The 17440-nt window shown below is 56.4% G+C and carries 14 protein-coding genes; 13 read left to right on the forward strand and 1 reads right to left on the reverse strand.

Annotated elements, in window-relative coordinates:
• Positions 1 to 53 precede the first annotated feature (53 nt).
• The 13 genes from EDM57_RS20835 to EDM57_RS20895 all read left to right on the forward strand — a co-directional run bounded on the left by EDM57_RS20835 (position 54) and on the right by EDM57_RS20895 (position 14984).
• Positions 54 to 2585 carry an NEW3 domain-containing protein gene (locus EDM57_RS20835; RefSeq protein WP_122906616.1) on the forward strand — a complete coding sequence of 844 codons (2532 nt, stop codon included), beginning with the start codon at positions 54 to 56 and terminating at the stop codon, positions 2583 to 2585.
• Positions 2586 to 2782: 197 nt separating this feature from the next.
• Entirely contained in the window at positions 2783 to 4291 is a 1509-nt protein-coding gene (gene argH / locus EDM57_RS20840) for an argininosuccinate lyase (RefSeq protein WP_122906617.1), read from the forward strand.
• Positions 4291 to 5301, forward strand: a complete 1011-nt coding sequence (locus tag EDM57_RS20845) for an N-acetylglucosamine kinase (RefSeq protein ID WP_122906618.1) — start codon at positions 4291 to 4293, stop codon at positions 5299 to 5301. The genes argH and EDM57_RS20845 overlap by 1 nt, the downstream gene beginning before the upstream one ends.
• A 10-nt stretch (positions 5302 to 5311) precedes the next feature.
• Positions 5312 to 6049: a PIG-L deacetylase family protein gene (locus tag EDM57_RS20850; protein WP_122906619.1), complete on the forward strand. Its 738-nt coding sequence runs from the start codon at positions 5312 to 5314 to the stop codon at positions 6047 to 6049.
• A 96-nt stretch (positions 6050 to 6145) separates the two neighbouring features.
• Complete coding sequence (locus EDM57_RS20855) at positions 6146 to 6400, forward strand: hypothetical protein (protein ID WP_122906620.1); 255 nt, start codon at positions 6146 to 6148, stop codon at positions 6398 to 6400.
• A 161-nt stretch (positions 6401 to 6561) separates the two neighbouring features.
• Positions 6562 to 7170, forward strand: coding sequence for a PH domain-containing protein (locus tag EDM57_RS20860; RefSeq protein ID WP_122906621.1), 609 nt, complete (start codon positions 6562 to 6564; stop codon positions 7168 to 7170).
• A 402-nt stretch (positions 7171 to 7572) separates the two neighbouring features.
• Entirely contained in the window at positions 7573 to 7896 is a 324-nt protein-coding gene (locus EDM57_RS20865; protein WP_122906622.1) for an antibiotic biosynthesis monooxygenase family protein, read from the forward strand.
• Positions 7897 to 8060: 164 nt separating this feature from the next.
• Positions 8061 to 9089, forward strand: coding sequence for a FecCD family ABC transporter permease (locus EDM57_RS20870; RefSeq protein ID WP_246005874.1), 1029 nt, complete (start codon positions 8061 to 8063; stop codon positions 9087 to 9089).
• Positions 9090 to 9091: 2 nt separating this feature from the next.
• The gene (locus tag EDM57_RS20875) at positions 9092 to 10123 is read left to right on the forward strand and encodes a FecCD family ABC transporter permease (protein ID WP_122906624.1); all 1032 of its coding nucleotides are present in this window, start codon (positions 9092 to 9094) and stop codon (positions 10121 to 10123) included.
• 343 nt (positions 10124 to 10466) lie between these two features.
• Entirely contained in the window at positions 10467 to 11507 is a 1041-nt protein-coding gene (locus EDM57_RS20880) for a VOC family protein (RefSeq protein WP_122906625.1), read from the forward strand.
• A gap of 31 nt (positions 11508 to 11538) precedes the next feature.
• Positions 11539 to 12609, forward strand: coding sequence for an NAD(P)H-dependent flavin oxidoreductase (locus EDM57_RS20885; protein WP_122906626.1), 1071 nt, complete (start codon positions 11539 to 11541; stop codon positions 12607 to 12609).
• Positions 12610 to 12657: 48 nt separating this feature from the next.
• Positions 12658 to 13839 carry an N-acetylglucosamine-6-phosphate deacetylase gene (nagA, locus tag EDM57_RS20890; RefSeq protein WP_122906627.1) on the forward strand — a complete coding sequence of 394 codons (1182 nt, stop codon included), beginning with the start codon at positions 12658 to 12660 and terminating at the stop codon, positions 13837 to 13839.
• Positions 13840 to 14060: 221 nt separating this feature from the next.
• A complete protein-coding gene (locus tag EDM57_RS20895) occupies positions 14061 to 14984 on the forward strand; it encodes a serine/threonine protein kinase (protein WP_122906628.1) in 924 nt (307 codons plus the stop codon).
• A 10-nt stretch (positions 14985 to 14994) separates the two neighbouring features.
• Here the strand turns inward: EDM57_RS20895 and EDM57_RS20900 are convergent, their stop codons facing one another.
• On the reverse strand, positions 14995 to 17055 hold the full coding sequence (locus tag EDM57_RS20900; RefSeq protein WP_122906629.1) for a VWA domain-containing protein: 2061 nt from the start codon (positions 17053 to 17055) through the stop codon (positions 14995 to 14997).
• Positions 17056 to 17440 lie beyond the last annotated feature (385 nt).

Raw genomic sequence — 17440 nt, forward strand, 5'->3', positions numbered from 1 at the left:
CGCGCCAGGATGGATACAAACCTCAATCGGAAAAGGGAATGGAGGAGAGTTCATTGAGGAAGGGGAAACTCGCCAAGCTTTACGCGATTGCGGCCGCATCCGCACTTGCCGCCAGTCTGGTCATCCCGCTCGCGCCGCAGCCTGTGCATGCCGATCGGGGAGTCGTCGACCTGTGGAAAGCGATCAAGCCGCTCACCACGATTGCCAGCGCGATGAATACCGGAGCCCATCCGGACGACGAGCACAGTGCCATGCTCGCCTATTTGTCGCTCGGCAAAGGGGTAGACACCTCCAGTGTCATCGCCAACCGCGGGGAAGGTGGACAAAACGAAATTGGCAGCGAACTGGGCAACGCGCTGGGGATCATTCGTACCCGCGAATTGCAGGAAGCTTCCAAAATCACGAACATCCATCTGGAGAACCTCAGTGAAAAGATTGACGACCCCATTTTCGACTTCGGCTTTTCCAAAAGCCCGGAAGAGACATTGGAAAAGTGGGGAGAGGACATCGCTTACGAAAGGCTGATCCGCAAAATCCGCACCTTAAGACCGGATGTCCTGATTCCCGCATTTTTGAATGAACCTTCGACCCACGGCCATCATCGCGCCATTAACGTCATGACCGTTCGGGCATTCAAGGATGCCGCAGATCCAAACGTTTTTCCCGAGCACTGGAAAGAAGGTCTGTCCCCGTGGCAGGTGAAAAAGCTGTATGTGCCCGCCCAGGAAAAAGACTACTCCGTGAGCATCCCTGTCGGAGCCTACGACGAGATTTACGGCGCTTCCTACGTGCAACTGGGCGAAGAGTCCCGCTTTATGCACAAAAGCCAGGGCATGGGCCGCCACTATGACGAAGGGCCGAGCTATAGCTACTACAAGCTGGCTCAGTCCATCGTCGAGACGAAGGCGAAAGAAGCCGACTTTTTCGAAGGCATCGCCTACACCTTCGACGATTTGGCGAAAGAAGCGGCTGCTCAATCCGGCGGCGAAAAAGTCGCCAATGAATTGAAAAAGCTGCAAAAAGACGCAGAGGAAGTGATGGCTGCCTATCCGCGCTTTGCCGCAGTAGCCAAGGAAGCGCACGAGATGCTCGCTGACGTGCAAAAAGCGCTGCGCGAAGTCGAGTCGTCCCCGCTTCCTGCCGATACAAAAACAGACTTGCGCCATCGCTTGGGCGTAAAGCAGGCACAGCTGTACAAGGCGAGTGCAGAAGCCCTCTCGCTCGTGACAAAGGTGAAGCCGGAGACGAATGAACTGGTCGCAGGTCAAACGACAAAAGTCACAGTGAGCGCGTACAACGGCGGCCAGGCCAAGGTGAACAACGTGAAGCTGACGCTGAACGTACCGAAAGGCTGGCAGGCGCGGGCGCTTTCCACCACCAGCTTCCCGTCGCTCGGCTACAACCAGACAGTGAAAACGACCTATGAAGTGACAGTCCCTGCCCATGCGGAGTTGTTCCAGCCATACGCAGCTCCGGCGATTACGGCAGATGTCAGCTACAGTTTTGCAGGCTCGACAGCAACCAGCCATGTAGTGCCGTCAGACGCGGTTGCGGTACTCCCGGCATTCGCCATGACGCTCGATCCGAACGCAACCGTGCTGAACACGCTGCAGCCGCAAGAGCCGATTCCGGTGAAAGTGACAGTGAAAAACTACAAGCCAGGTCCGGCACAGACGAGCATTTCTCTGGAAGTGCCGGAAGGCTGGAATGTGGAGCCAAAAGCGGCACCGCTCCGCTTTGACACCAAAGGAGAAACGAAGTCGGCAGCCTTTACGGTCAAGGCACCCGCTTCCGTCAAGCCGGCTGCCTACACGATTACGGCTGTGGCCGCAGGCGGTGGAAAAGAAAGCCGTCACGGGGCGCAAGTCATCCGTTACCCGCACATTGGCACTACGTATTTCGTACAGCCGGCAACCCTCACCGTTCAGGCGTTTGACCTGAAGGTTCCGGCGGGACTCAAGGTTGGGTATGTTTCCAGCGGCTTCGACAACATCGATCAGTATTTGGCGCAGTTGGGCGTCGATGTGACGAACCTGACGGCCAAAGACATCGAATCCGGCGATCTCGACCAGTACGACACGATAGTGCTGGGCATTCGCGCTTACGGCTTCCGGCCCGAGCTGATTTCGAGCAACGCCCGTTTGCTGAAATACGTGGAAAACGGCGGCAACCTCGTCGTGCAATACCACAAGCCGGAAGATAAATGGAAGCCGGAGCTGGCGCCGTATCCAATCAAGATCGGCACGCCGCTGATCGAGTGGCGCGTCACGGACGAGAACTCGAAGGTGACGATGCTCGCACCGGACCACGCCATATTCAACACGCCGAATAAAATAACCGAAGAAGACTGGAACAACTGGATTCAGGACCGCTCGGCCTACAACCCGTCCGAGTGGGGCAAGGAATACACCGAGCTGATTGCCAATGGCGATCCAGGGGAAAAAGAGTTTACAGGCACATTCCTCACTGCCAAATACGGCAAAGGAACGTACACGTACAGCTCACTGGTCTGGTACCGCGAAATTCCGGCGCTTGTGCCTGGAGCGATCCGCATGTTCGTCAATATGGTCAGTCTGCAACAGTAGCAAAAGCGGCACTTCGCTTTGCCAAAGACGGTGTTTTGCCGGGGAAGGGCGAGATGATCGGGCTCGGTCGTCTCCCCGCCCCAAAAAGACAAAGCTCCGCCGAGGCTAATAGGCACACGCAATCAAGCAGAGGTGCACGAAGCCGTCGCAGTAAAAATGAGTGCTGAACAATCGGCGGGGAAGGAGAGGCGAGAAAAATGGATTACAGAGAGCGCATATTTTTGCAGGAGGGAGCCGGTTTTCCCGGGAAGACATACGCGGAGGCGGTGTTGGAGCCGGCATTCAACGAAGCCAAGCACCACCTGTTGCAGCCGATGATGGCGATTAACAAGGCGCACCTGATAATGCTGCGCGAGACGGAACTGCTGACGGACGACGAGGCCAGGCAGATTGCCCGCGCACTTTGCGGGATCGATCTGGAAGAGTTGCGTCGCTCGGCCTACACCGGGCAGTTTGAAGATTTGTTCTTTCAGGTAGAGAGCCGTCTGCTGGAGCTGGCCCCTGATGTGGCTGGCAACCTGCACCTGGCCCGCAGCCGCAATGACATGGGGATCACGATCTACCGCATGGTGCTGCGCGAAAAATTGCTGGTGACAATCGCATCTGCCCTCTATCTGAAAGAGCATTTGCTCCTCTTTGCGCACGAACACGCCGAGACGGTCATGATCGGCTATACGCATACCCAGCAGGCGCAGCCAACGACTATGGCGCATTACATCATGGCGGCGACAGACCTTCTCGGCCGTGACATCAAGCGGCTGATCCAGGCGTACCAGACAGTCAACCGTTCCCCGATGGGGGCAGCCGCCCTGACGACCTCCGGCTTTGCCATCAGCCGCGAGCGGATGCGCGAATTGCTCGGCTTTGACGAACTGGTGGAAAATTCGTATGACGCCGTCTGCGGTGCGGATTATTTGGGCGAAGTGGCGACGGCGGTTCAACTGGCTGCAATCAACCTGGGGCGCACCGTGCAGGACATGCTGCTCTGGTGCACGCAGGAGTTTCATGCGCTGAAAGTCGCCAGTCCCTACGTGCAGATCAGCTCGATCATGCCGCAAAAACGCAATCCGGTTTCCTTTGAACATATCCGCTCACTGCTGTCTACCAGCGCCGGAAACGCCACGACGGTGCTGACGATGATGCACAACACGCCTTTTGGCGACATCGTCGACACCGAAGACGACATGCAGCCGTATGCCTGGAAAAGCATGGCCGTGCTGGAGCAGATGTACCGCCTGATGGCCTGCGTCGTCGGGACAATGGAAGTTAACAAGGATGTGTTGCTGGAGCGGGCCAAAGCCAGCTTCGCAACCGTGACGGAGCTCGCGGATACGCTGGTGCGTACAGATCGCCTCTCGTTTCGCAAGGCGCACCACATTGTGAGCCGCGTGGTCAGGGAAGCGGCCAGCGCCAGCCTTTTGGCCAACCAGATCAGCCTTGAGCTGGTCAACCGTGCGGCGGTGGACGTGATTGGCCGAGAGCTGTCGATTACGGCAGAGGAACTGCGACTGGCGCTCGATCCGGTGCATTTCGTCATGATCCGCAAGCTGCCGGGCGGACCGAATCCGGAGGAAATCAAGCGGCAAATCGCAGAGCGCAGAGCTGTGCTCCAGCAGGAAAACGCATGGCTTGCAGCGAAAAAACAAGCCTGCACAGATGCAATGAACAGGCTTGACCAGATGATAGCCGAATGGAGTGTGGAGTAATGGCAGTGGTGCGAATACCTCTTCTGGCAGTGGACGGAGGGGGCACCAAATGCTTGGCGGTGCTCGTGGACCGATCGGCAAGAGAAGTCGGCCAGGGACGTTCCGGCTCTTGCAATTACCAGGGGATCGGAGAAAAAGCCGCTGCTCGCGAGCTGGCCGCAGCGATTCGCCAGGCGATGGAGGACGCAACCTCGCGCGGCACCTTGTCCCCGTTTGTCACCGGACAGGGCGCAGGCGAGCTGGAATGGGAAGTGGACTGCGCCGTTTTCGGGATCGCGGGCCTGGACACGGAGCATGATCGGCAGGTAATCTCGCAAATGGTGCGGAAAGTGCTCGATCAACTCGGCATTCGGGTCCACCATCTGATCGTGGAAAACGACGGGGTTGCCGCCTTGCTCGGCGCAACGGGCGGCAAGCCGGGCATTCTCGTCATCGCCGGGACAGGTTCCATCGCCTTTGGCGTCAACGAGGCCCAAGAAACGGCGCGTGCTGGCGGCTGGGGGCATCGGGTTGGCGACGAGGGAAGCGGCTACTGGATCGGCAAGCAGGCGATCATGGCTGTGCTGCGGGCAGCAGACGGCCGCGGCGAGCCGACGCTGTTGAAGGAGATGCTGCTGACCCACCTGGGGCTTGCACGCGTCGACCAGCTGTTCAATTGGACGTATAGTGAGCACTACGCGGTTGAAAAGGTAGCCGAGCTGTCTCCTTTGGTCAGTCAGGCGGCGCTCGCGAAAGATCAGGTGGCGGCGCACATTTTGCAGGTGGCGGGAGAAGAGTTGTTTGCTGCCGTTCGCGCTGTCATGGATGCCTTGGACATGCAAGCGAAGCCGTTTCAGCTGATTATGCAGGGCGGGGTTTTGCAAAACGATGAGCGCGTCCGTAAAATCGTCGCGGAGCACGTCCAGCGCTACGCTGCCCAGGTCGTCATCGAAAATGCGCAAAACGACCCGATCTACGGAGTCATAGCAAAAGGATTGGCGTATTTGGAGCGTCAATCCGGCAGCAAGTGAGGTGCATACAATGAAAAAAGTGATGGTCGTTTTTCCCCACCCGGATGACGAATCATTCGCCTGCGGGGGAACACTCGCCAAATGCAAGGCAACAGGCCGGGAGACGTGCCTGTTGTGCATCACGTCCGGCTGCAAGGGGCGCTCGGGACCGTTTGCGATTGAATGCAGGGAAAAGCTGGCCCGTCACCGCGAGCAGGAACTGGCAAAGGCGGCGGAAGTGCTCGGCATCAAGCGTCTTGATTTGCTCCGCTATCCAGACGGCTCCCTGCAGCAGGTCGATCTGCACGAGCTGGTTGCCAAAATACGCGACGTGATCGTGGAGTGGAAGCCAAATGTCGTCATCACGTTTCCGCCGGATGGTGTGACAGGCCACCCCGATCACATTGTCACCTGCAAAGCGACGACACTGGCTGTCGAGCAAGCAGAGAAGCAGCTTGCACTGCAGGAATATCCGGATTTGTACTACGTTTCCATTCCGCATTATTACGACCATTGTCCGGATCGCGGTCCCGAGCCTGCTGTTCCCATCACGGGCAAAGTAGACATCACCGACTACCGGACGCAAAAAGGCGAAGCGCTGCGCGCCCACCAAAGCCAGGTGTATTCCGTCAACCGCGCCTATCCGGGTGTCATCGACGGCGATTTTTCGGTGATCGGCTGCTACGAGTATTACACGCTCGTCCGTTCGGCGGGCAGACAGATCGAGCCAGCCCAGGAGACGAACGGCATTCCGGTGATCGAGCTGTAGGAGAGCAACAAGACTGAACCATGCGCGTTTGCCTGGGCCAGTCTTTTTTCCCAATCTCTTATTCGGAGACGAAAAAGGCGAAAAGGAGCCGCAACCATGGATTTTTTTCTCACGCTCTTTTCCAAATACAAATGCCTGGTCTATACGGCGTTTGGCGACGAGCAATATTTGCAAATCGCGCACAAGCTGTCTGCCTGCGGCGTACCGTTTCGAACCCGTTCGCACTTGGATGCGAATCGCTTTTTGAGCGACAGTGCGGGCGTGTTCCCCCGCGAGGATCGGATTCAGTACGATATTTACGTCAAAAAAGCAGACGAAGCCAGGGCTTATCAGGCAATCCACAAAACCTGATGTGCCGCCCGTCATTTCCGGCGCAACTCGTTTTTGCTCTCTATACGAATCGGCGATCCATTCTATATAATGAATGGGAATATGTGAAAACGGCAGAAAATGGAGAAATTTCGCTCTGTCTGAGCCGTACGTTGAGGGAAAACCATAAGGGAGGTTTTACGATGTTTGGAAAACTCGCAGCAGATGCGCTCGGTTTGAGCAATGTAGGGATCGTGGTAAAGCCCGCCGATTACGACAAGGTCGATGCAGACGACTATGTCATGCATGAAGACAACGAAAAAATCTACTTCCTGATTAAATCCAAATCCGATGAATACTGCTTCACCAACCTCGCGCTGATTCATCTGGACGGAACGAGCGCGACCAGCAAAAAGCGCGTGCTGCGCCGTTTTTCTTACGATAAGCACAAAATCTCCAACGTCACTTTGGAGACAGCTGGCACGATCGACCTCGATGTGGAAATCAAATTTACCATCGGCGAGCAGTATTACTCCATCGACGTGAACAAAAAACATCTGGAAGAACTGAAAGACCTGTACAAAGCGTTGCTGAAAATCGCCTCGATTACGCACGAAAACGAAATCGCGCTCCAGCACGCGCGGGAAAGCCTGACTGTGGCGCAAAGCGTACTCGGCAGAGGCCAGCAGGCAGACGCAGCCGCCCAGTTCAAGTCGATCAACCAGTACGCATTCGACTGGCTCATGGACGCCAGGGAAAAGTACGTCGTCAAAGACTTTGGCAAAGTGTTTGAAAAATATATTTACAACTAGAACCACGCATCTTTTCCGCTCGAAAAGCAAAGAAAGCCACGATCTGAAACATTTGGATCGTGGCTTTCTTTTTTGTCGGGGATCAGTCGTCGCGGCGGCGGCGAACCGTTACAATCAGTCGGTCACCGGGACGAAGCGTGAGCCGGAAAGTCCGTCTCCTTCTTTGTTTGGCACTGAAGCGTTTTTTGTTGCTCATCGGTATCCCTCCTTGCACTTTCGTTACCATATCTTATGTGCTCGCCAGCGGGGGGGTTGGACAAGTGGCGTAGAGAGGTTGACCATTTTTGCGGACGAGGGGGTGATTGGGTGTTGTATAGTTCGCAACGTGGCTGGCTTTTTCGGTACGACTCGCAATGGTATAGTAGACTTGGAGCATACAGAAAAAGAAGCGGGGGAGCGCTCATGAGTTTGTTTGCACAGACGCCAAAGCCACCGTACTACGCGGTCATTTTTTCCTCTCAGCGGACAGAGGGCGATCAGGGCTATGGCGAAATGGCACAGCGGATGGTGGAGCTGGCTGCCGGGCAGCCCGGTTTTTTGGGGGCAGAAAGCGCGCGGGATGCATCCGGCTTCGGCATTACCGTTTCGTACTGGTCGTCGCTGGAAGCGATCCGCGACTGGAAGGAGCATGAGGAGCATCGCGTGGCACAGGAAAAAGGCAGGCAGATGTGGTACGGCCACTACATTACCCGCATCTGCAAGGTAGAGCGCGACTACACGCTGTAGGAGCCAATGAAAAAGAGCAGGCCCCGTTCATCGCTGAACCGCACCGCAGATGAACGGGGCTTGCATGCTTGCTTGGCAAATCCCGTTTAGCCCCGTATAATATGCATTGAAAATCATTCTCATGGTTCAGTTTATGTACATAAGAAATGGAGAAGGGGGCTAGCATGGGGCAACAATCGAAAGCGGAACAGTTTCGTTCTCGTCCGTGGGCAGCAACGCTGATCCTGACGGGCGGGGTCTTTGCATTGATATTGGGCATGTTTCTGTCCGTCTCATTCGGGGCAGCAGACATCGCGTTTTCTGTCGTTTGGGATGCCATTTTTCATTTTAATCCAGATATTACCCAGCATCAGATTATTCAGGAGATACGTCTTCCCCGCTTGCTGGGGGGCGCGATGGTCGGAGCCAGTTTCGCTGTTGCAGGCGCGATCATGCAAGGGATGACGCGCAATCCGCTCGCAGACTCCGGCTTGCTTGGACTGAATGCCGGAGCGGGCTTCGCGATTGCGCTTTGCTTTGCGTTTTTGCCGGGATTGCCGTTCATGTACCTGATTTTGTACGGCTTTTTGGGCGCTGGCCTTGGGGCAGGATTGGTTTACGGAATCGGCTCGATGGCCAAAGGAGGGCTGACCCCTGTGCGGCTCGTGCTTGCCGGGGCAGCGCTCAGCGCACTTTTGTCCGCCCTCAGTGAAGGGATTGCACTCTACTTCAAAATCGGTCAAGACCTCGCTTTCTGGTACGCAGGCGGGGTAGCCGGAACGAAATGGTTCCAGTTGAAGGTGATGTTCCCCTGGATTGCGGCGGCCATCCTGGGGGCGATTGTGATGTCGCGTTCGATCACGATGCTCAGTCTCGGCGAGGAAGTCGCCAAAGGATTGGGGCAGCGAACTGTCCTCGTCAAACTGGCGGCTACCGTCATCGTCTTGATTTTGGCAGGCTCGGCTGTTGCGGTTGTCGGCGCGGTTGGCTTTGTCGGCCTGATTGTTCCGCACCTGACCCGCTATCTCGTCGGGGTCGACTATCGCTGGATTATTCCATGCTCGGCCGTGTTGGGCAGCTTGCTTGTCGTTTTTGCCGACCTGGCCGCGAGAATGGTGAATCCGCCGTATGAAACACCGCTGGGAGCCCTGATTGCGCTGATTGGCGTTCCGTTCTTCCTTTACCTCGCACGGAAAGAAAGAAGGGAGATGTAAACATGCAACCGGCTATGGCTCATTTTGGTGCCCGCAAGCGCAAGAGAGGCATCCTCGTCATGACGATTTTGTCCGTGCTGATCCTGATCGCCTTTATCATCAGCATGAATACGGGATACATCCGTCTGTCACCGCTGGAACTGCTCAAAACCTTGTTCGGGGCAGGGACAGAGAAGCAAAACCTGATTTTGTTTGATTTCCGCTTGCCGCGCATCGTGATCTCGATTTTGATCGGCGCAGGTCTCGCTGTTTCCGGCTGTATCATTCAAGGGATTACCCGCAACGCCCTGGCGGACCCGGGGATTTTGGGAATCAACGCCGGGGCGGGCTTGATGGTGATGCTGTTCATTTCCTTCTATCCGTCGCTGGCTGACGCGCCTGTCTTTTTGCTGCCGGTACTGGCTTTGGTCGGGGCGAGCCTGACGGCGGCCCTGATTTTCGTTCTTTCCTATCAACGGCACAAAGGCTTGTTGCCGATTCGCATCTTGCTGACCGGGATTGCCGTCGCTGCGGGAATGAGCGCGGCGATGATCGTGCTGACGCTCAAGCTGAGCCCGGACAAATACCAGGTCGTCGCGACATGGCTTGCCGGAAGCATCTGGGGAACCAACTGGAAGTTTGTGTTGTCGCTCCTGCCGTGGATCGTCGTCCTCCTGCCTTTTGTCTTTTACAAGGCGCGCGTGATGAACGTCCTCAATCTGGGAGAGGAACTGTCGATCGGGCTTGGCGCTCCGGTGGCGAGAGAGCAGCTCAAGCTGTTGGCTGCATCAGTCGGACTCGCCGCATCGTGTGTGGCGGTCAGCGGCGGGATTGGCTTCGTCGGTCTGATTGGACCGCATCTCGCCCGCAGGCTGGTCGGGCCGAAGCACGAGATGCTGCTGCCTGCCTCGGCGTTGACAGGCGCACTTCTGGTCATCGTCGCCGACACGCTCGGGCGCTGGATGTTGCAGCCGTCCGAGATTCCGACAGGCATTGTGGTCGCTGTCATCGGGGCACCGTACTTTTTGTACCTGCTTGCCCGTTCAAGGGCGTAGAAAAAAGCGATAGCCTGGACAGCGCAATGGTGCAGACCAGGGTGCGGGAGCAGCTTCGCCCCCAGCGCGAGAACAAGTGAAAACCGATCAGGCTGGAAAAGCGGCGAGCGTATCTTTCGAACCAATGGATTTGGAAGGTACGCTCGCTTTTTTGTTGGGCGACTGATCGGCTCCCCTTGGAGGAAAAAGCGCTCCGGCCTGTTGCGCTGGAGAGTTCCTTGCAAAAGAATGCACTTGTCTTTCCTTTCGCGGTCGGTAATGCGGAGATTTGGTTGTATAATGGGGGTAGCAGAAAAGGTTTTTAGACAATCGTTTTGGGACGGGACAGGAAGGAGTGGCGAGCGTGATTGACCGACTGGACCATCTGGTGTTGACTGTCCGTGATCTGGAGGCAACCTGCCAGTTTTACGAGCGTGTGCTGGGCATGCAGGTCGTGACATTTGACCATGGCAGGCGAGCCTTGCACTTTGGGCAGCAAAAAATCAATCTTCATCTGGCTGGGCACGAGTTTGAGCCGAAAGCGCGGCACCCGCAGCCAGGCTCTGCCGACTTATGCCTGATTGCAGCAGTGCCGCTGGAACAGGTCATGGAAAAATTGACCGCCAGCGGCGTGGCAATCGAGGTGGGGCCGGTTTACCGGACTGGAGCTGCGGGACCGATCCGTTCTGTCTACGTGCGCGATCCGGATCATAACCTCATTGAAGTGGCGGAGTATGTGCAAGCTGCCGAGCCGTTGGCAAAGGAAGCGGCAGTAACGGAAATTTCCCGCGTGCTGCAGCAGCGCCCGCCAGGAATCATGGGGGCGCAGCAGGTCGGGGAGTTTGGCATTTTGCTCCCGTTGGTGAAAATGGACGACGGCAAGCTCGGCGTGTTGTTTGAAAAGCGGGCCAGCACCATGCGCAGGCAGGCCAACGAAATTTGCTTTCCCGGCGGACGGGCGGAGAAAAGCGACGAGTCAAAATGGGCGACGGCGCGCCGGGAGACGAGCGAGGAGCTGGGTGTGCCGCCCGAAAACATTCATTTCGTCGGAGAACTGGACTGGCTGACCGGGCCGGGACGTGCCGTCATTTATCCGTTTGTGGGCTTCGTGGAGGGAATCGCCGACATGAAGCCGAATCCCGACGAGGTCGGTGAGGTGTTCGTCATCTCGCTTGAGCGGCTCGCTGCGGCAAAACCTTCCACCTATACGTCTTCCCTTGTCACTGAGCCGGAGGAGGACTTTCCTTATCACTTGATCCCCGGCGGCAAACGGTATCCGTGGCGCACAGGCAAGGTTGAGCATCTGTTTTACGAGCTGGACGGACGAGTCATCTGGGGACTGACCGCGCGCGTGCTCGCGCATTTTCTCGAACGGCTTCCAGGCGAGGGCTGGTCTTGCAAGTAAGAACGCAACAGACAGAGGGAGTGGATGAAGCATGTGGAAAGGAAATCCGGTTACGTCACGTCTGCGCATCAAATGGCCGATTATTCAGGCGCCGATGGCGGGGGGAGCCACTACTCCGGCACTGGTCGCAGCCGTATCGGAAGCCGGGGGACTGGGCACACTCGGAGCGGGCTACATGAGTCCAGAGCAAATTCGTGAAGCGATACGCGAGATTCGTGAGCGGACGGACAAGCCTTTTGGCGTCAATCTGTTCATCCCGGAAGCATTCGACGAAAAGCAGCCGATCGCTGCCAATGTGGCTGCGGCACTCGATGAGGTGCGACGAGAGCTGGACATCCCGGAAAATCCGCCGATAGAAAGCTTTGCCGAGTCTTTTGCCGAGCAGATGGCCGTCGTACTGGAAGAAGCGCCTGCGGTGTTCAGCTTTACGTTTGGCCTGCTCGATCCGCACTCGCTCCAGGCGCTGAAGCAAAAAGGCGTGACGGTCATCGGGACGGCGACGACTGTGCGCGAGGCGGTCGCTCTCGAAGCTTGCGGAGTGGACATGATTGTGGCCCAGGGCAGTGAAGCGGGCGGGCATCGCGGGTCGTTTTTGCCGGACGCCCCCAGCAATCTGATCGGGACGATGGCGCTGGTGCCGCAGATCGTGGATCGGGTGGGCATTCCCGTCATTGCCGCAGGCGGAATCATGGATGGCCGAGGCATCGCCGCCGCTTTCGCGCTGGGAGCGCAGGCGGCACAGCTGGGAACGGCGTTTTTGACCTGTGCGGAAAGCGGGGCGCACCCTTTGCACAAGCAAGCCATTCGGGAAACGAGCGACGAGAACATCGTGCTGACGCGTGCCTTTTCCGGAAAATGGGCCAGAGGCATCCAGAACGCTTTCATGCAAAAAATGGCGGCACTGGAGCACGAGCTGCCGACCTATCCGGTGCAAAACGCGCTGACCAAAGACATTCGCGCCGCTTCCGGCAAAAAGCAGCAAAGCGCGTACATGTCGATGTGGGCCGGGCAGGCTGCGCCGCTTGGAAGAGAGCTGGGAGCGGGCGAGCTTGTCTTGCAACTGGTGGAGGAAGCGCAGCGGGTATGCCGCAGCCTGGTGTAGGCCAGTCCTTTTGACAGATTACGGCAGGGCCATGACGGAGGAATAAACATGAAACAGGAGTACGCACTCAAAGGGAAAACAATCGCCGACAGGCAAGTCATCGAAGACGGGCTTGTCGTCGTGGCGGACGGAACCATTGTGTATGCCGGAGAAGCGGCGGGCTATACCAAGCCGTGGCCGGCAACGGTGGTGACAGCAGGGACAGGCTGGATTTGCCCCGGCTTCGTGGATATGCACATGCACGGCATTGACGGACACGATACGATGGATGGCACGCCTGAATCTTTGCAGGCGATTTCCACGGCGCTTGCGCGGTACGGTGTGACCTCGTTTTTGGCGACGACGATGACAGCGCCTTACAAGGAACTGGAGCCAGTGCTCCAAAACATTGCACAGGCGGGCAGGCAGGGGCTTTTCGGGGCACAGGTCATCGGCATTCATCTGGAAGGGCCGTGGATCAATCCGCGCTACAAAGGGGCGCAAAAGGAAGAAAACATCGCCCTGCCCAAGCTGGAAGCGGTGCAGCGGCTGTACGGACTGTCCCAAGGACTGATGAAGGTCGTCACCATCGCCCCGGAGCAGCCGGAGGCGCTCGAAGCGATTGCCTGGCTGAAAGACCAGGGCGTGATCGTCTCGGCCGGACATACCGGAGCGACGTTTGCCCAGGCGGCAGAAGCGGTTGATGCTGGCGTGCGTCATTTTACCCACTGCTTTAACGCCATGACCGGACTGCATCACCGGGAGCCGGGCGTCGTCGGAGCCGCGATGTACCATGAGCAGCTGAGCACGGAGCTGATTGCAGACGGCATTCACGTGCATCCGGCAGTAATGCGCATTTTGTACCGGGTGAAAACGGCTGAGCGGCTCGCGCTGGTCAGCGACTCCATGCGTGCCGCAGCCTTGGGAGAAGGCACCTACGATCTCGGCGGGCAGGAGGTGCGCGTCCGCGAAAATCAGGCCAAGCTGGCCGACGGAACCCTTGCCGGAAGCATCCTGACGTTGAACCGGGCCGTGGGGAACATGGTGACGCTCAGCGGCGTGCCATTGCCAGAAGCGGTAGAGATGGCCTCCCACACACCTGCCTCGATTCTCGGCTATGGCGAGCGAAAAGGACGTCTTGCGGCTGGCTACGATGCGGACATTACCGTGCTGGACGAAAATTTTGACGTGACGCTGACGTTCGTTTCCGGGAAGAACGTATACGCCCGCCCCGACGAAGCGAAGGCGTGATGAGTGAAGAGAAAAAGCAGCCTGGGTCGTGCGGGCTGCTTTTTTGATTGACCGAGCGTCTGTGGCTTCATACACTGCAAGATGCGACTCGTGACGCATCCCTGCTGTCCCAAGCGTGCTCCAGGCGAGGCGAATCCCCACATATTGCCATCCTGCCCGCGAATTTGGTATCGTTTCTGGAGAGTGAAAAAGAGGCCAGGGGGGAGTGGACACAAAGGCTGATGGATAAAGAAAGATGCCTGAAAAAAGGCACGATTTTGCAGGGCGTCTACCGGATCAAAAAAGCGATTGCGACGAGCGAGCTGTCCAACGTGTACGTCGTCTACCAGATGCGGGCGAAAAAGACGCGGATCCTCAAGGAATTTTTTCCGCGCTCACTGGCGATGCGCGACCTGGATCATCGCAGTGTCATCTGCCGCACGCCGTCGGCAAAAGGCAGGTTTGCCACGCTTTTGGAGAGCTTTTGGCAGGAAGCGGCGATTTTGCAGGAGCTTCATCATGAGCATATCGCTTCCTATGTCGACCATTTTGCGGAAAATGGGACAGCCTATCTGGTCATCGAGCTATGCAAGGGCAGGACGCTCGACCAATACATGCAAAAGCAGCAAGAGCTGGAAGTCGGGAGCTTTTTGCGCACGATTGTGCTTCCGCTGATCTCCGGCCTGGACTACCTGCACAAGCAGGGAATCATCCACCGCGATATTAAGCCGCAAAACATCATCGTCACGGACGAAGGAAAGCCGATGCTGATCGACTTCGGTTCGGCAGTTCGCATTGACACGCATGAGCCACGGCAGATCGTGACGACGGAAGGGTACTCTCCGCTCGAATTTTATTCCGGCAAGTCCCGGCAAGGCGTCTTTTCGGACGTGTACAGCCTGTCGGCCACGCTTTATTTCTGCCTGACAGGACAGCGGCCTGCTGATGTGGCTGCGCGGGTGATCGAGGATCGGCTGCCTTCTGTTCGCGAGCTGAATGCCGCTGTGCCGCGGCTTTTGTCGAATGTCATCTCCTGGGGGATGGCCGTCGAGGCGAAAAAAAGATGCCCCTCACTGCGGGTGCTGGAAGCAGCCGTCCGTGCGGAGCATCTGTTGCAAAAGGGCAAGCTGCGTTTGCCGCTACCCTTTCTTGCGGGGAAAAACTGATATTTTTCGTTTACGCGGATTCCCAGCTCCCAGCCTGTCCGGAGCTGGGTTTCATTTCTTTAAAGCGAAGTTCAATCTCGGTCACGCGGTCCTCAAACGTCACGTATATTTTGTCGTTGTAGTGGAGCACCACTTTTTGATGGCGCGGCAAAATGTCCTTGCCTTTTTGCAGAGTACACTGGCTGTGGTTCGTCATGATGAGCGTCTGATTTTTCCCTGGCTGGAAGTAAATTTTTTGCGATTCCGGCAAATGCTCATTGACGTCCAGACTCGTGAACAGCTCGTGCAGCGTGATCCGCTGTTTTTGGCCAAACGCGGCGAGCGGCCAAAACTTCACGGGAATGTCGTTGCCGCTTGCGGTGTTCAGAAAATACCCTTCCAGTCGTCCGACAAAATGCGGTTTTGGACGTGTGAACCAGTAAACGCCAGCACCGATTGCCGCCAGTGCGAGTACGATCAGTCCAATCGTGATGTAGCGATCCCAGACGGAATGCACGGTGATGACAAGCGAGCCTGTTACGCTTGCCCCCTCGGGATCGGTGGCTGTGATCGTGATTTCGGAAGTCCCGCTTTTTTTCGGCGACAGCTTCAAGCCACCGCCTTGGATGCTCGCTTCAAATGTGTCGGCAGAAGCGCCAGAAACGAGGGCAAACGTCAGCTTGTCCTGGTTGGCATCGGTAAAATAGGCGGACAAGTCAATCGTCTGCTCGCCGTCTTCCTTTTCCACGGTCAGCTCGTTGTTCGTCACGGCGACTGGCGCCAGGTTGGCAATATCAAACGTTTGGACTGCGGTCTCCCGGTAAAAATCCGGACCGCTCATGAAAACTTTCCACTGGTACTTGCCTGAATGCGGGAAGACATAGTCGCCGACAAAGCTGTTGTCCACCTTTTTTAGCGGAACGGTCATTGTTTCGTTTCCGGCGAGATCTGTTACGATCAGCTCTGCCTGCATCGCCGAGTAAACATCGGCATCTGCCAGCCGCTGATTGTTCTCAAGCTGGGTCAGATAGGTCGTGAACGTCGTCGGATTTCCTTTGGTCACAGACTCAGGCGCAACCTGGACATCCGCTTTCAGGCTGTAGTTGCCAAGCAAATTGACCTTCACCAGATCCCCTGGACGCCCTCTGAATTTGACCAGGTAGCTGCCTTTTTTCGGCTGCTCGATTTTCATCAGCGAATATTTTTTCGATTTGATAAAGTGCACGTTTTTCGATTGATAGTACACCTGCGATTCCAGAAGCGGGTAGTTGGACAAAAGCACGATGTTTGCTTCCTGCATGCTGGAGTTCGGAATGTTGACCGTGACCTCCTGCAAGCTGCCGGTAGCGGTCATGGCCGCTACGGACACGAGCTGCGACTGGATGTGCTTGGCAAAAATCTGATTGAAAATCTCCGGCAAATCATCCGTGCTTTGGGTGACGAAGGAGGTTCCCCCCGTTGTCTCCGCAATTTTTTTCAATTGCTCCTTCTGTACCGAGCCGTCGCTGTTCAGCCCGATGGTGTAGATCGGATAGCCCGCAGCCTTCGCTTTGGCGATGACGGATTCCACATCCTTGTTGGACGCCGCCACGCTTCGCCCGTTCGCATTTTGCCGCAAATCCGTCCCCCCGTCCGAGAGCAGGATCAGAAACGGCTTTCGCGACGAATCCTTCGCACGGGCGATCATTTCTTCCCCTTTTCGCAAACCAAGCCCCAAATCGGAATACCCCGAGTAACGCAATCCCTGAATCTTGCTTTTCAACAGTTCGCGCTCTCTGCTCTCCGCCATGCTGGTGAGCGGCTGTGTCTGCACGATGCGGTCACTGTAGGCAACGAAGCCGATTCGCGTCCGGGAAGCCTCGCTCATGTCGATAAACATGCTGATGACCTCGGCGGCTGTTTTTCCCGGGTCTGTCTGGTTCATCGAATTGCTCGTGTCGATGACAAAGACCGCGTCGATGCCCGTCTCACCGGTTCCGGTTGCCGAGACGGGGACAGGCGAGAGAAAGAGGATGAGAGGAATCAGCATGGCCCATATCCCCAGCCTGAAAAACTTTCGGAGAGGTGTGGTGTGTGTCATTTGTTTGTACATGTTTTCACCCTTCTTGTTCAAAAGTTCACAAAATGTCCATATTTAGCTGAAACAGGACCATTTTCCTATAAATTCTAGTTTGCCTAAAGTGTGAGAATTGTTTTGCCGAGATATATATAGCACAACCATATCCATTTTTGTAAAAAGCAAGGATGAGTTTGTCTTTCCTTGTCGATCATTCGGAGCGGATCTGTACCAATCGTTGTACGGCTCGGCTTCGCGACGTAGGGACAAAGTAAGGCGCGGTGATGATTTTATCGGGAAAAGCAGGTAGGAAGGCTCTCTGGAACCAGCATAAAGCGCCCAACCAGAAAAAGGAATACAAGTGGGATAAAATGGGTCTAAATACTGGGAATGGTCTTTTTCCAAATAGGAAAAATGTCGT

The sequence above is a fragment of the Brevibacillus gelatini genome (genome assembly GCF_003710935.1).
GTDB lineage: Bacteria > Bacillota > Bacilli > Brevibacillales > Brevibacillaceae > Brevibacillus > Brevibacillus gelatini.